This is a genomic window from Rahnella aquatilis CIP 78.65 = ATCC 33071 (assembly GCF_000241955.1).
Taxonomy (GTDB): Bacteria; Pseudomonadota; Gammaproteobacteria; order Enterobacterales; family Enterobacteriaceae; genus Rahnella; species Rahnella aquatilis.
This window is the reverse complement of the sequence record NC_016818.1, coordinates 2117984-2132302: the sequence shown is the minus strand read 5'-3', so window position 1 is coordinate 2132302 and position 14319 is coordinate 2117984. Positions and strand designations below refer to the sequence as shown.

At 56.0% G+C, this 14319-nt stretch carries 13 protein-coding genes and 1 tRNA gene; 8 read left to right on the top strand and 6 right to left on the bottom strand.

The annotated features are described in order from the left end of the window. The first annotated feature begins 33 nt into the window (after positions 1 to 33). The 3 genes from RAHAQ2_RS09785 (at position 34) to RAHAQ2_RS09775 (ending at position 1688) form a co-directional block, all read left to right on the top strand. Entirely contained in the window at positions 34 to 498 is a 465-nt protein-coding gene (locus RAHAQ2_RS09785) for a YchJ family protein (RefSeq protein WP_015697071.1), read from the top strand. A gap of 43 nt (positions 499 to 541) precedes the next feature. After that, positions 542 to 1390, top strand: a complete 849-nt coding sequence (gene purU, locus RAHAQ2_RS09780) for a formyltetrahydrofolate deformylase (protein ID WP_013575956.1) — start codon at positions 542 to 544, stop codon at positions 1388 to 1390. Between the two features lie 213 nt (positions 1391 to 1603). Next, positions 1604 to 1688 (top strand) — tRNA-Tyr (locus tag RAHAQ2_RS09775). A 103-nt stretch (positions 1689 to 1791) separates the two neighbouring features. Here the strand turns inward: RAHAQ2_RS09775 and RAHAQ2_RS09770 are convergent. Genes RAHAQ2_RS09770 through RAHAQ2_RS09760 form a run of 3 tightly spaced genes read right to left on the bottom strand, consistent with a single transcriptional unit; the run spans position 1792 to position 6211 of the window. Next, positions 1792 to 3624, bottom strand: a complete 1833-nt coding sequence (locus RAHAQ2_RS09770) for an ABC transporter ATP-binding protein (protein ID WP_015697070.1) — start codon at positions 3622 to 3624, stop codon at positions 1792 to 1794. Between the two features lies 1 nt (position 3625). Continuing rightward, on the bottom strand, positions 3626 to 5059 hold the full coding sequence (locus RAHAQ2_RS09765; protein WP_015697069.1) for a M81 family metallopeptidase: 1434 nt from the start codon (positions 5057 to 5059) through the stop codon (positions 3626 to 3628). A 12-nt stretch (positions 5060 to 5071) separates the two neighbouring features. Further along, a complete protein-coding gene (locus RAHAQ2_RS09760) occupies positions 5072 to 6211 on the bottom strand; it encodes an ROK family transcriptional regulator (RefSeq protein ID WP_015697068.1) in 1140 nt (379 codons plus the stop codon). Between the two features lie 235 nt (positions 6212 to 6446). Between RAHAQ2_RS09760 and RAHAQ2_RS09755 the strand changes: the two genes are divergently transcribed. The 4 genes from RAHAQ2_RS09755 to RAHAQ2_RS09740 are packed head-to-tail and all read left to right on the top strand — an operon-like array spanning position 6447 to position 10731. After that, entirely contained in the window at positions 6447 to 7991 is a 1545-nt protein-coding gene (locus RAHAQ2_RS09755; RefSeq protein ID WP_015697067.1) for an ABC transporter substrate-binding protein, read from the top strand. Between the two features lie 27 nt (positions 7992 to 8018). Beyond that, positions 8019 to 8939, top strand: a complete 921-nt coding sequence (locus RAHAQ2_RS09750; RefSeq protein ID WP_015697066.1) for an ABC transporter permease — start codon at positions 8019 to 8021, stop codon at positions 8937 to 8939. Next, a complete protein-coding gene (locus RAHAQ2_RS09745; protein ID WP_015697065.1) occupies positions 8939 to 9805 on the top strand; it encodes an ABC transporter permease in 867 nt (288 codons plus the stop codon). Before RAHAQ2_RS09750 ends, RAHAQ2_RS09745 begins: the two co-directional genes overlap by 1 nt. Next, a complete protein-coding gene (locus RAHAQ2_RS09740) occupies positions 9802 to 10731 on the top strand; it encodes an ROK family protein (RefSeq protein ID WP_015697064.1) in 930 nt (309 codons plus the stop codon). Before RAHAQ2_RS09745 ends, RAHAQ2_RS09740 begins: the two co-directional genes overlap by 4 nt. Positions 10732 to 10799: 68 nt before the next feature. On the opposite strand, the gene RAHAQ2_RS09735 is transcribed toward RAHAQ2_RS09740, so the two are convergent. Next, a complete protein-coding gene (locus RAHAQ2_RS09735; protein WP_015697063.1) occupies positions 10800 to 11369 on the bottom strand; it encodes a GNAT family N-acetyltransferase in 570 nt (189 codons plus the stop codon). Between the two features lie 100 nt (positions 11370 to 11469). On the opposite strand from RAHAQ2_RS09735, the gene dapF reads away from it, so the two are divergent. Beyond that, complete coding sequence (gene dapF, locus RAHAQ2_RS09730; RefSeq protein WP_015697062.1) at positions 11470 to 12309, top strand: diaminopimelate epimerase; 840 nt, start codon at positions 11470 to 11472, stop codon at positions 12307 to 12309. A gap of 27 nt (positions 12310 to 12336) precedes the next feature. On the opposite strand, the gene RAHAQ2_RS09725 is transcribed toward dapF, so the two are convergent. Both RAHAQ2_RS09725 and RAHAQ2_RS09720 read right to left on the bottom strand, forming a co-directional pair. Continuing rightward, positions 12337 to 13290 carry an oligopeptide/dipeptide ABC transporter ATP-binding protein gene (locus RAHAQ2_RS09725; protein WP_015697061.1) on the bottom strand — a complete coding sequence of 318 codons (954 nt, stop codon included), beginning with the start codon at positions 13288 to 13290 and terminating at the stop codon, positions 12337 to 12339. Then, complete coding sequence (locus RAHAQ2_RS09720; RefSeq protein WP_015697060.1) at positions 13290 to 14318, bottom strand: ABC transporter ATP-binding protein; 1029 nt, start codon at positions 14316 to 14318, stop codon at positions 13290 to 13292. The genes RAHAQ2_RS09725 and RAHAQ2_RS09720 overlap by 1 nt, the downstream gene beginning before the upstream one ends. Position 14319 lies beyond the last annotated feature (1 nt).

Below are 14319 nucleotides of genomic sequence, written 5' to 3'. Positions count from 1 at the left end.
TCAATGTATAAGCCCTGCAATTCAGGAGTTTCCGTGTCAGAACTTTGCCCATGTTGCAGCAACCTTTCTTTCGAAGAGTGCTGCCAGCCATACATCGCTGAGCGTAAAGTAGCGCCGACACCGTCTGCGCTGATGCGCTCACGCTATACCGCCTACGTCCTGAAAAATGCGAGTTATCTGATCGCCACCTGGCACCCGGATTGTCACCCCGAGCAATGGCGCAACAGTTTACAGGACGGCTTTGCCAGTACGCACTGGCAAGGCCTACAGGTGATCGCCCAGTCAGACGGACGCAATGCTGATGAAGGTTTTGTTGAGTTTGCCGCGCGATTCACAGAAACCGGCGACGAACACATTCAGCTGATCCATGAACGTTCGCGATTTCTTCGTTTGAACGAACGCTGGTACTATATCGACGGAATTAAACCGCAGACAGGTCGCAATGACGCCTGCCCGTGCGGATCGGGTAAAAAATATAAGAAGTGCTGCGGTAAATAATTCAACCGTACTATTTTAAGTCTTGGACAGGATCCACACCCTCATGCCGCAACAGAACGTACAAACCAAGGTATTACGCACCATTTGCCCTGATGCAAAAGGGCTGATCGCCAAAATCACCAACATTTGTTACAAGCACGAACTGAATATCGTGCAAAACAACGAATTCGTCGATCACCGCACCGGACGCTTCTTTATGCGTACCGAGCTGGAAGGGATTTTCAACGACACCACGCTGCTGGCCGATCTCGACAGCGCACTGCCAGCGGGTTCCGTGCGCGAACTGAACAGCACCGGTCGCCGCCGTATCGTGATCCTGGTGACCAAAGAAGCGCATTGCCTGGGCGATCTGCTGATGAAAGCCGCTTACGGCGGTCTGGATGTCGAAATCGCCGCAGTGATCGGTAACCACGACACCCTGCAAACGTTGGTGGAACGCTTTGATATTCCGTTCCATCTGGTCAGCCATGACGGTCTGACCCGCGAACAGCACGACAGCGCGATGATTGCGCAAATCGACCAGTATCAGCCTGATTATGTGGTGCTGGCTAAATACATGCGCGTTCTGACGCCGGGCTTTGTGCAGCATTATCCGCATCAGGTGATCAACATTCACCACTCCTTCCTGCCGGCATTTATTGGTGCCCGCCCGTATCATCAGGCGTATGAGCGCGGCGTGAAACTGATTGGTGCTACGGCGCACTACGTGAACGACAACCTGGATGAAGGTCCGATCATCATGCAGGACGTGATTAACGTCGATCACACTTATACGGCAGAAGATATGATGCGCGCCGGGCGCGACGTTGAAAAAAATGTGCTCAGCCGGGCGTTATACCGCGTGCTGGCGCAGCGTGTCTTCGTTTACGGAAACCGTACTGTCATTCTGTAATCCGCGTCCTGACGGTGTTTTTCGCTCAGAGAAACACCGTTAAGGGCAAAAAAACCGCAAACGAACTTTATTATCGCTTTCAGCGCTTTACACCTTCGAATCATTTGGTATTATGCGCCCCGTTCGCAGCTAACCGCTGCAGCGACAAAAATCATCCATGTAGCACATGATGGTTTTGGCCAAGAAGTATGTAGTAAATGCCACAAAAGTTGTGGTGGGGTTCCCGAGCGGCCAAAGGGAGCAGACTGTAAATCTGCCGTCATCGACTTCGAAGGTTCGAATCCTTCCCCCACCACCATCTTCAAGACGTCACCTCACTTCCCAACAACATCAAAAATCAAATAAAACACAGACTGGGAAGGATAGAGAACCTTCGACCCGAAGGTTTGAGCCGTTAACTATCAAACCTGAACAAAATGTCCTGCTGACACTTCCTGATATTGCCGTTGCGGCGGAATATAGCCGTTATCACGCACCGGGCTTTTCAGCTCATCGACCTGCATTTGCCGTTTCAGCATTCTGCGCGACGGATCCGGTACCGGCACTGAGGCCATCAGTTTTCGTGTATACGCATGCTGTGGATTGTCAAATATCGCCGCGCGCGGGCCTATCTCCACAATCTCGCCCAGATACATCACCGCCACGCGATGACTCACCCGCTCGACCACCGCCATATCGTGCGAAATAAACAGGTACGACAGATTCATGCTTTCCTGCAAATCGAGCAGCAAATTCACCACCTGCGCTTTCACCGACACATCCAGCGCAGATACCGATTCATCGGCGACAATCACTTTCGGATCAAGCGTCAGGGCGCGCGCAATACAAATTCGCTGGCGCTGACCACCGGAAAACTCGTGTGGAAAACGGCGCAGCATGTCCGGCGACAGTCCGACTTTTTGCAGCAACGACGCGGCTTTCTCTTTTGCATCGCTGCGGTTATGCAGTTTATGTTGCAACATCGGTTCAATCAGCGCGTCGCCAATTCGCATGCGCGGATTCAGGCTGGCAAATGGATCCTGAAAAATCATCTGGATACGCTGACGCATCTGTAAAATATCGCGCCTCCCCAGATTCATCACATCAAAACCATCGAAATCAATCGCACCGCTGTGTGGTTTCAGCAGTCGCGTTACCGCGCGGCCGGTGGTGGATTTTCCACAGCCAGATTCCCCTACCAGCGACAGCGTTTCCCCCTGGAATAAATCAAAGCTAATGTTTTCTACCGCATGTACCGCGCCAACCTGACGGCTGAATATGCCGCCATACACCGGGAAACGTGCACTGAGATTTTTCACCGAGAGCAATGGCGTCAGCCCCGAACCGACCGTTCCTGCCACTTCCCCCGGCTCGCTTGCCTCACCGGTTTGCAGATTGATTTGCGGAAAACGCAACGGCCATGCACGCCCCTGCATCGACCCGAGTTTCGGCACGGCGGCCAGCAAAGCGCGGGTATAAGGATGTTGCGGGCGATGGAAAATATCCTCCGTCGCCCCGCTTTCCACCGCTTCACCACGATACATCACCAGCGTGCGGTCAGCGATTTCTGCCACCACGCCCATATCGTGCGTGATAAACAACACCGCCATTCCTTCTTCTTCCTGCAACGTTTTAATCAGGTCCAGAATCTGCCCCTGAATGGTCACGTCCAGCGCGGTCGTGGGTTCGTCCGCAATCAGTAATTTAGGTTTCAGCGCCAGTGCCATGGCAATCATTACGCGCTGACGCATCCCGCCGGAAAACTGATGCGGATACTCGTCGAAACGCGCGCTGGCATTCGGGATGCGGACTTTCTCCAGCAAGCGCAGGGTTTCCGCCCGTGCCTGAGCGGATGACATCCCCCGGTGCCGCTTCAGGCTCTCGGCAATCTGCCTGCCGATACTGAAAGTCGGATTGAGCGACGTCATCGGCTCCTGGAAAATCATCGCCATGTCGTTGCCGCGAATATCACGCATCTGCTTGTCCGAAAGCGCCAGCAAACTGCGCTGATTCAGCCAGACTTCGCCTTCAATTTTGCTGCCCTGCGCTTTAAGCAAACGCATCACCGACAGCGACGTCACGCTTTTTCCCGAACCGGATTCGCCGACGATCGCCAGCGTTTCGCCGGGATAGACATCAAACGACAAATCACGTACCACCGGCAGCCAGTCGTCTTCGCCGCGAAACGAGGTAGTGAGATGTTTCACGCTCAGCACGGGCTGATGGTTTTCCGGTTGTCCGGGGGTCGGGTTCATTTCATTTGCTCCTGGAAGAAAGCTGCACCTGCGGCGCGTAGCTGAAGTCACGGTCAAACGGGAAGGTTTTGCGCGGTTTGCGCAGGCGCGGCAGGCGTTCGACAAACTGATCGACCACGCCATTAGACAACGCCATCAGGTTCGGGCTGGCAATCGGTGCCAGCTCCGGCGACAGATAGCCGGATTTCACGACGACAATATCGGCGGTATGCGGATCCAGTTCCAGCGCGGTGAAATCGCTGATGTTGTGATACGGACGACGACGCGCCGAAACGACCACATCAATGCCGCCAGTGCGCAGTACCGCCTGACGATCAGCCGGTGCCAGTGCGTCGAGCAGGAAGACGACCTCAAATTCACCTTTCACCTGCGGGCTGGAATGATCAAGCGACGCGCCAAGTGTCAGCGTCAGTGTTGACCCGACACCGGCATTGAATGCCGCGTCGGTTGCCGGTGCATCGGCAATACCAGCAACGATGGTATTCTGCGCATACTGTCTGATCAGCTCCTGTAATACGTCCGCCCGGTCGCCGACACCGCCGCCGGTCGGATTATCGCCGGAATCCGCCAGTACCACCGGCCGCGTTTCACTGGCAATCGCTTTTTTCACACAGGCTTCAACAGTGTCGGTTTCACAGCCAAACACAAAGTCCTCGCGCGCGTCCCAGTAAGCCTGTGCCAGTTGTCTGGCCTGCTGTTCCAGCACGGTGCGGTCGGTGCCGGTCATGATCACGGCGGCTGTCGCACGCGGCTCATCTGCCCATACGTACCCGACCATCAGCGAACTGTCCCAGACTCCTTCCACTTCGTCCATTTCCGGCAGGCGGGCGTATAAACTTTTCGCCGGTTCATCTTCCGTACTGGTACGCTCACCCGGTAACACTACCGGCACCGGCACCCACAGCAACGTCGGTTTCACGCCGGTTTGCAGATGCTTCACCAGCATGGCGACAGAACGGCGCATGGTTTCTTCCACATCAATATGCGGCGCGGTGCGGTAAGTCGAAAACATATCAATGGCGTCAATAATGCGCTGCGAAACATTACCGTGCAGATCGTAACTGACACTGATCGGACAATCCGGCCCGACAGCTTTGCGCGCAGCCGCGATCCAGTCGCCTTCGGCATCTTCTAATCCTTCGACATACATCGCGCCATGCATCGCCAGGTATAAACCATCAAACGGTTTTTGCGCTTCCAGCCCTGCCAGCATTTCCGCTTTGAATTTATCGTACGTCGCACGCGCTACCGGACCACCGGCAATAGCACGGGCGTGAATTGTCGGTAAAAACGTCGCAGGATAGTCCTGCAAAAAACGAAAACGCGGTGATGCCAGTAACTGCGCATCACGCACCACGGTGAAATCCTTTTCCTCATTAAGCACCGGATTATAAGTGCTGCATTCAATATGGATACCGCTGACCGCTATACGCATGTTGCTCATTCCTCAGACAGGCTTCAGACCCACCAGAAAGCGGTGTGCGGCAATGCTCGCCGCCGCGCGCGCCCAGGTGTCGTCGTTTAGGGTAAAAGTGCGAACCGGCGTTTTACCGGCATTACCCGGCAACACGTTGGCTTCTACGGACTGATGCACGACAGTGCCGAACAGTCCGGAAAAATCGGCGTCCTGATGCGCGATCAGGATCAGATCCGGGTCATTGATTTGAATCAGGTGCGATATCGCCAGGCCGAGTGCCGAACCGGCCCGGTGCAAAATACGAATTGCCGCCGTCTGGCCCTGCATCGCCAGTTGCTCCAGCCCGCCGATGGTGGTGGCGTTCAGCCCCCCGGCTTTGGCCATTTCCGCAATGGCATTAAGTGAGGCCAGCGTATCGAGGCAACCGCGTTTGCCGCAGCGACAGGGGGAACCGTTTAGCTCCAGTGTACAGTGCGCGATTTCCCCTGCACCGCCGTGTAAACCACGATGCAACTGCCCGGCGATGAAATGTGCGCTGCCAATCCCCGCGCCGTGGCTGACCAGCGTAAAGCTGCTCAGATCCCGCGCCTGACCAAAACTTTTCTCGCTCACCGCCAGCGCTTTGGCGTCATTTTCAATGGCCACTTCCATACCGGTCGCCTGAGAAATCAGCTTCGCCAGCGGCACATCGCGCCAGCCAAGCAGTGCTGACTGCACGCAGGTCGACTGATGTTCATCGATAAGGCCCGATAGCGTCACACCCAGCCCGACCAGCTTTTTCGCCGCCTCGGGATGAGGCTCGAGCAATGCCGGTAATGCACTGGCGATATTTGCCGCCAGTTGTTGCGGATCCGTATCGGTGGCAAATGACACCCGCGAAAGGATTTCGCCATGCAGATTGATCAGCGCCATCTGTGCCGGATTTTGCAGCAAAGAAACACCGGCAAACCACGCGCCGTCAGGATGCACCATCAGGCGAACGGAAGGTCTTCCCTGTCCGTTGCCCGGTACCGTTTCCGCTTCATGCAGAAAACCGGCCTCGATCATTTCACGCACCACACCGCCGATAGCCGCTTTACTCATTCCTGAGAACTGCGCCAGTTCGGTACGGCTTAAACCGCCCGAAGCATTCACTGCACCTAAAATCTGACGTTGCAAAGTTGTTAGCATATTCGTTTTGGTGCTCTCAGTTTTCGCTCATCTGCATTGACATTAAACGGTAGAAATGGATATATCAATGCCAATTAGTTCACAAATTAAACTAAATGTTCGCATATAAGTATTTCATATGAACTATTTGTTAAATCTCTTTGTTAAAACAAACTGTCATTAACACCGGCGTTTTACTGAACCGGCAGACTGAGCCAGAGCCACTTAATCCGATTTTTCACGCAGAGGGCAGAACATGAAGATTACCCGTTACATCCGGCGTCCCGTGCAGTTATCGCTGCTGAGCAGCGCACTTCTCGCCGCGTTTTCGCTGCCGGTTTTTGCCGCCACGCTGAACGTGATGCAAAACGAAGCACCGCGCAGCATGGACCCGGGCAACCAGACTGCGACCTTTACCGGCACGGTCCTCGATCCGATGTATGAAGGCCTGTTGCGCATGTCGCCGCAACTCAAACCCGAAGCGGCACTGGCAACGTCATGGAGCAGCGATGAAAGCGGTCTGGTGTGGACATTCAAACTGCGCAGCGGCGTCACATTCCACGACGGTACGCCATTTAACGCCGACGCCGTCGTGGCCAACTTTGCCCGTCATCTCGACACCAGACGCGGGCTGGCCGCCAGCGGACGTCTGCGCACTTTCCTCGACAGCGTGACCAAAACCGACGATTCCACTGTCGTGTTCAAACTGAAAAAACCCTATCCGGCCTTCCTCAATTTACTGACAACCGGCGCCTGTCTGATGGTCAGCCCGGCGGCAGATAAAACCGGTACGCTCGACAGCAAAGCGGTCGGCACCGGCCCGTACAAAATGGTTCAGTACAAAACCGGCGAATTCGTGCTGGAAGAAAAATATCCAGGTTACTGGGGCGATAAAGCCGCCGGACCGGACGACATCAAATGGACCTGGAGCGCTGAGCCTTCTGTGATGAACATGGCGTTGCAGGCCGGTGAAACCGACGTCATCAACCCGGTGCCGCCGCAATTTGCCCGCGTACTGAAAAACAATCCTAAATTCAGTCTGCATGAAAGTCCGGGTGCTGCCGTTTTCTGGGTGGCGCTTAATACCGACCTTAAACCCCTGAGTGACGTCCGTGTCCGTCAGGCGCTGAACTACGCCACCGACCGCGACGGACTGGTGCGCGCCATCATGTCCGGGTTCGCCCAACCGGCGAATTCTCCGCTGGCACCGGTGACCGCCGGTTATGACAAAACACTGAACCCGTATCCGCTGGATCTGGCAAAAGCCAAAGCCCTGCTCAAAGAAGCCGGTGTGGCCGATGGTTTCACGATGTCGATTGCCGTACAGGGTCAGGACGCCCGTATCGGTCAGGTGCTGCAAAGCATGTGGGCAAAAATCGGCGTGAAACTTGACGTACGGATTATGGAAAGCGGCGTGTGGACCAAGGCTGCATTTGCCGATCAGGCCGGGAAAAAAGCCGATAACACCGGCGCAGTTCTGGCCTCCTGGTCTTCCGGTGCGAACGGCGCAGACCTGCAGCTCCGTCCGCTGTACTACAGCAAAAGCTTTGCCCCCGGCGGCGCAAATCTGGGCTTCTTCAGTGATCCGAAACTGGACGACATGTTAGACAAAGCCGCCTCTGCGCTGGATGAAAACACCCGCAACGCGATTTACGTTGATGCGCAGAAAGAGATTAACCAGCAGGCACCGCAGGTACTGTTGTATTACCAGAATGATTTGTACGCCACCGGTACGAATATCTCAGGCGTCACGATGATCCCCGGTGGTCAGATTGTGGTGAAAGATGCACAGAAAAAATAACCCCGGCATTTACAGTGGAAAAGCGCCATGAAAGCCTATCTTGCCAAAAAACTCATCGCCTTCCCGGTCATCCTGATCGGCGTGTCGATGCTGATTTTTGTGTCCATCCGTGCGCTGCCGGGCGATCCGGCGCGTCTGATGGCCGGGCCTGAAGCCACGCAGGAAGCGGTGGATGCTATGCGCGTTCGCCTCGGTCTGGATCAGCCGCTGGTGGCGCAATATCTGCATTTTGCCGGTGACGTGTTGCACGGCAATCTCGGCGTCTCGTTGCAGTCGCAGCAGCCGGTCACGCAGGAAATTGCTGAACGGATGCCTTATACCCTGATGCTGGCGGTGCTGGCATATTTTCTGGCTGTGGCGGTGGGCGTTCCGGCGGGCATGATAGGCGCAGTTTACCGTAACCGCTGGCCTGATTTCGGCGTGATGTTACTGGCGATTGCCGGTGCGTCTGTCGCCAACTTCTGGCTGGGGCTGATGGCGATGAATACCTTCTCGGTCAATCTCGGCTGGCTGCCGTTGCTCGGCGCAACCTCCTGGAAAAGCTACATTCTGCCCTCGGTCACGCTGGCGGTTTTACCGATGGCAGTCATGGCGCGCATGACGCGATCGAGCATGCTCGACGTGCTGTCAGAAGATTATATCCGCACCGCGCGCGCCAAAGGGTTATCCGCCACCACCGTGTATTGCAGCCATGCGTTCCGCAATGCGCTGATCCCGATTGTCACCATTGTGGCGCTCAATTTCGGCAGCCTGATCGGTGGCGCGGTGGTTACCGAATCCGTCTTTAACTGGCCGGGTATCGGCCGTTTGCTGGTGGATTCCGTACGGTATCGCGATTACCCGGTCATCCAGGGCGTGGCACTGGTCGCCGTCTGCGGCGTGGTGGTAATGAACCTGCTCGGTGAATTACTGATTGCTTTCCTGAATCCAAAAATAAGGTTTGATTAATGTCTGCCATTATCACGCAATTACCCCGTCGCAAACCGCGCACGCTGCGGTTGTTCCGCTGGTTATGGCGTCATCCTGCCGTCACCCTCGGCGGATTTATTGTCAGCCTGATCGTGCTGATGGGCTTGTTCGCGCCCTTGATCACCCGTCATGATCCTTACGCGCAAGACCTGATTGATACCCTGCTGTCTCCGGGTGCTGATCACTGGTTTGGCACTGATGATTACGGCCGCGATATCTTTTCCCGCGTGATTTATGGCGCGCGGATCTCGATTATCGAAGTGGTACTGAGCGTCGGGCTGGCGATGATTATCGGCATTCCGCTGGGGATTATCGCCGGTATGGCGGGCCGTTATACCGACATGATCATCATGTGGTTTATGGACATGCTGTTTGCCTTTCCGGGTATCGTGCTGGCCATTCTGGTGGTCAGTATTCTTGGCGGCGGACTGGTGAACTTGCTGATCGCGATTTCGCTGTTTGCCATCCCGGTATATGCACGTCTCAGCCGTAACCTGACGCTTGGTTTAAAGCAGATGGAATATGTTGAAGCCGCGCAGGCATTGGGTTTATCCAACTACCGCATCATCGTGCATTACATTTTGCGCAATGCCATCGGGCCGATTATCGTGCAATCGACGCTGACCGCAGGCACGGTCATTCTCGCCGCCGCCAGCCTGTCCTTTCTGGGGCTTGGCGTGCAGCCGCCGATGCCGGAATGGGGTACCATGATGAGCGATGGCCGGAACTTCCTCGGCATTAATATTTACCTTTCGCTGTTCCCGGGTCTGGCCATTATGCTGACCGTACTGGGTTTTAACGTACTGGGCGACGGGCTGCGAGATTTACTGGACACACGCTCATGAGTTCTGCGATTTTTTGCGCCGATATTGGCGGTTCATTTATTAAATTTGGTGTTTCACGCTCTTCCGGCAACGTGGAAGATTGCGGCAAGGTGCCGACACCGGTCACTTCATGGAATGATTTCGTCAACGCCATGCAAAACCTGATTGACACCTTTGGTGCTGATTTACCTGCTGACACACCGCTGGCGATTTCCACCGCGGGACTGGTTTCACCACAAACCGGCGAAATGCTGGCGACAAACATTCCGGCCTTCACCGGCCATTCTCTGGCGAAAGATCTCAGTGCTGCACTTGACCGCCCGGTGACCGCCGCCAACGATGCCGACTGTTTCGCCCTTGCTGAAGCCCATGCCGGTAACGCACAACATCAGTCCGTGGTGGCCGCCATTATTTTAGGCACCGGTGTCGGCGGCGGGCTGGTGATCAACGGTCACCTGGTACGCGGTCACGGTGGCGTGACCGGTGAATGGGGACACGGCGCGATTACCCGCACGGAACTGTCGATTGACGGCAAAATTTACCCCGTTCCGCGCCTGAAATGTGGCTGCGGCCAGACCGGCTGCCTCGATATGCTCGGCGGTGCACGCGGCATGGAACGTTTACATCAGCATTTTCACCGCCAGGAAAAGACCAGTCTGGAGATTGTGACCGGCTGGCTGGCGGGAAATCCCGGCTGTTCTCTGACGGTTAACGCCTGGCTGCAACTGGTCGCAGAACCGCTGGCATTGCTGGTCAATATCCTCGGCCCTTCACGGATCGTCGCAGGCGGCGGGCTGGCATCGGCAACCGAACTTATCGCCGCGCTGGATGCAAAAGTACGCGGCGGTGTTCTGCACACCTATGCTGAACCGCTGCTGATACCGGGGAAATTTCTGTCCAACGGCGGATTAGTAGGGGCATCGGTACTGGGGAGGATAGGGCGTTAGTTCATGGCTCCTCTCCTTGAAACGGCTGCGGTTTTGCTTTTGCTCCCTCCCCTTCGCAGGGGAGGAAGTCAGACTCGTTTTAGCCGATACAAACAATGTTCCCTTAACCCGTGTCCCTCCTCCAGCGCCGGATGCATGAAGTTCTCTTTTGGATCACACGCCATACCGAGCTTTTTCATCACCGCCTGCGAACGGACATTCGGCAGCGCGGTAAAGGCCACAATTTCGTTTAGCCCCAGTTGGTTAAACCCGACATCCAGCGCGGCGCGGGCGGCTTCAGTGCAATAACCTTGCCCCCATGTATCCGCCCTCAGGCGCCAGCCGATTTCGATACATGGCGTAAACGGCAAATCATAACCTGGCGTATGCAACCCGACGAAGCCGATGAACTCGCCAGTTTCACACAGCTCAACCACCCAGATGCCCCAACCGCGTTCTGTGATCAAATCCCGACAGCGGATCGCCATTTCGTCACTTTTTTCACGGGTCAGCACTGACGGGAAAAATTCCATCACTTGCGGATCTGCGTTCATGGCGGCGAAAGGCTCGAAATCACTGTCCTGCCACTGTCGCAAAATCAGTCGCGATGTGGTGATGGCCAGCGGCGGCGATGCAACGGGGACGGTAAAAGACTCCATAAATAACTCCTTTTTTATGGCAGGTATGAATTAAAAGTAAATTCTGGCATTTCCTGTTAATGATATTTATAACAATAATAAATAATTCCGGAGCTGCCATATGATTTTTCACCGTTATCACGGACTGGGTAATGATTATCTGGTCTGCCATCACAGCGTCGCCGCCCTGCTCAGCAATCAGCAAATCCGGCGCATCTGCGACCGCCATTACGGAATAGGTTCCGACGGTTTGCTGATCGACGATGACACGGCTGACATTCCCTCCCTGCGCATTATTAATCCCGACGGCTCTGAAGCCGAGAAAAGCGGCAACGGACTGCGCATTTACGCCCGCTATCTGTTTGACATGGGTCGCGTGGGACATGAACGCTTTCTGGTGAATACCTCAGGCGGGCAGGTGCGCTGCGAAGTCAGCGAAGACGCGCATCAGGTGAGCGTCGATATGGGGCAGGCAAAATTCTCTCCGGCGGCCTTACCGGCCAGCGTAGAAGGTGATGAGGCTCTCGCGCTGCCAATCGTCGCAGGCGGGCATAACCTCAGTGCGACACTGGTATCCATGGGAAATCCGCACTGCGTAATCCGGGTGGAAAAACTGGATCTGGACTTAGTGAAACGACTCGGCTCAGAGATTGAAACGCTGGCGATTTTTCCTAAACGAACCAACGTGCAGTTCGCCGAAGTGCTGGACAGAAACAATCTCAGTATCGGCATCTGGGAACGTGGCGCAGGTTATACACTGGCTTCCGGCAGCAGCAGTTGCGCGGCAGCCAGCGCGATGCGCAAACTCGGGCTGGTCGATAACCCTGTCACGGTGCATATGCCGGGCGGCGAACTCGCCATCCGTTTCAGCGGTGATTTTCAGGTCAACATGCGTGGTCCGGTGCAGAAAATCGCCATCATCACGCTTGATAATGACTGTTTCCGGGATATGCCGGGGTAGCGTTTTGACCCGCTGAACTTCCCGGTCTTACTGCCCGGGCATCACCCGGTGACACCTCGCCACCACGCCGTTTTCCCCGCACACCAGATCCTGCGGCATCTGGCAGCCGTCTCCTGCCAGCGGACAACGTTCGCGAAAGTAACATCCCATCGGCAGATTGCGGTTGCCGGGTAATTCGCCTTTCTTATCGATAAACCCTTCATCGAGCCTGCGCCCGGCGCGGGGAACTGAATCGAGCAGCAATCGGGTGTACGGATGCTGTGGCACGGACAGGACTTTTTCAGCGCTACCCAGTTCAACGATTTGCCCGAGATACATCACCGCCACACGATCGCTCATGTGACGGACAACGGAAACGTTATGGGAAATCAGCACATACGTCAGATTGCGCTGACGTTGCAGTTCAACCAGCAAATTGAGGATTTGCGCCTGCACCGAAATATCCAGCGCCGAGGTCGGTTCATCCAGCACGATGATGTCCGGCTCTGAGGACAGCGCACGGGCAATGGAGATACGCTGACGCTGGCCGCCGGAAAACTCATGCGGCAGACGGTCGAGATATTCCCTGCGGATACCCACCTGCTCCGCCAGCGTGGCGGCCAGTTCACGGCGTTCCCGGCTGCTGTTGTGTTTTTGCACAAACACCGGTTCGGTAATGATCCGCCAGACCGGCAGGCGCGGATCCAGCGACGATTGCGGATCCTGAAACACCATTTGCATACCGGAGCCGAACCAGGAGTTGTCATTACGCGCCCGATGCACTTCGCCGCTGCTGGGCTTTTGCAACCCCATCAGTAACTGCGCCAGCGTGCTTTTCCCGCAGCCGGATTCCCCGACGATGCCTAAGGTTTCGCCGCGGATAATATTGAGATCCAGCCCGTTCAGCGCGTGCACATAACCGGTCGGTTTGCCGCGCCAGTTATAGCTTGCGGGGAATCGCACGCGCACGTCCTGCAGTTCAACCAGTGCCTCAGCAATCATCAGGAATGCTCCTCAATACGTTGGATGTGGATGTCACCGGCACGGCGTTGCGGATGCCAGCAGGCCACGGATTGCTGCGGGAAGTGCGGCAGTGAAGCCAGCGCCGGTGTCTCGGCGCAGTGATCATCGGCGTGATTGCAGCGTCCGCGAAACGCACAGCCCTGCGGCAGTTTTGCCAGATTCGGCACCGTACCGGGAATGGCTTTGAGCAGACTGCGTGGCTCGCCGTTTTCCGGTGCGGCCTGCAATAAGCCGATGGAATACGGGTGCGACGGGGTGTCGATCACATCCGCTGTCGTGCCGCTTTCGATCACATGGCCGGCGTACATCACGTAAACCCGGTCACAAAGCTGTGACACGACGGCCATATCGTGCGTGATAAACAGAACGGCGGTGCCGCTGGCGCGGGCCTTGCGCTGCAATAGCCGCAGCACCTGGCGCTGTACGGTCACATCCAGCGCGGTGGTCGGTTCGTCGGCGATAATCAGTTCCGGCTCGCAGGAAAAGGCCATCGCGATTAATACCCGCTGGCGCATACCGCCGGAGAGTTCGAACGGATAACGCGACATGACCTGTTCCGCATCGGCAATCTGCATGTCCTGCAACAGGCCGATGGCTTTTTGCCACGCCTGAGCCTTGCTGATTTTCTGATGCAGACAGATGACTTCACACATCTGACGCCCGATTTTGCGCGTCGGATTCAGCGCATTCATCGGTTCCTGAAAGATCATCGCCACCCGCGCGCCGCGCAAGGTGCGCATCTGTTCTTCCGTAGCGTGAACCACATCGGTACCGAGCATCCGTAACGTGCCGCCGGTGACAGTAAAGCCGTCGGGCGGCAGCAGACGCATCGCCATCATCGCCGTAACGGATTTACCTGAGCCGGATTCACCCACCACGCCGACGATTTCCCCGGCACTGACCGACAGTGACACCTGATTCAGCGCTTTCACTTCACCGCCGTAAACCGGAAAGACCAGTTGCAGATGGTCGATTTCCAGTACCGGAGCCTGACGTTGTTCAGTCATC

Bases quoted from the DNA above. Each gene is read 5' to 3' on its own strand.
- RAHAQ2_RS09720 (WP_015697060.1), bottom strand. From the start codon at position 14,318: ATGACTGAACAACGTCAGGCTCCGGTACTGGAAATCGACCATCTGCAA.
- RAHAQ2_RS09725 (WP_015697061.1), bottom strand. From the start codon at position 13,290: ATGATTGCTGAGGCACTGGTTGAACTGCAGGACGTGCGCGTGCGATTC.
- RAHAQ2_RS09760 (WP_015697068.1), bottom strand. From the start codon at position 6,211: ATGCTAACAACTTTGCAACGTCAGATTTTAGGTGCAGTGAATGCTTCG.
- RAHAQ2_RS09750 (WP_015697066.1), top strand. From the start codon at position 8,019: ATGAAAGCCTATCTTGCCAAAAAACTCATCGCCTTCCCGGTCATCCTG.
- RAHAQ2_RS09735 (WP_015697063.1), bottom strand. From the start codon at position 11,369: ATGGAGTCTTTTACCGTCCCCGTTGCATCGCCGCCGCTGGCCATCACC.
- dapF (WP_015697062.1), top strand. From the start codon at position 11,470: ATGATTTTTCACCGTTATCACGGACTGGGTAATGATTATCTGGTCTGC.
- RAHAQ2_RS09745 (WP_015697065.1), top strand. From the start codon at position 8,939: ATGTCTGCCATTATCACGCAATTACCCCGTCGCAAACCGCGCACGCTG.
- RAHAQ2_RS09755 (WP_015697067.1), top strand. From the start codon at position 6,447: ATGAAGATTACCCGTTACATCCGGCGTCCCGTGCAGTTATCGCTGCTG.
- RAHAQ2_RS09765 (WP_015697069.1), bottom strand. From the start codon at position 5,059: ATGCGTATAGCGGTCAGCGGTATCCATATTGAATGCAGCACTTATAAT.
- RAHAQ2_RS09770 (WP_015697070.1), bottom strand. From the start codon at position 3,624: ATGAACCCGACCCCCGGACAACCGGAAAACCATCAGCCCGTGCTGAGC.
- purU (WP_013575956.1), top strand. From the start codon at position 542: ATGCCGCAACAGAACGTACAAACCAAGGTATTACGCACCATTTGCCCT.
- RAHAQ2_RS09740 (WP_015697064.1), top strand. From the start codon at position 9,802: ATGAGTTCTGCGATTTTTTGCGCCGATATTGGCGGTTCATTTATTAAA.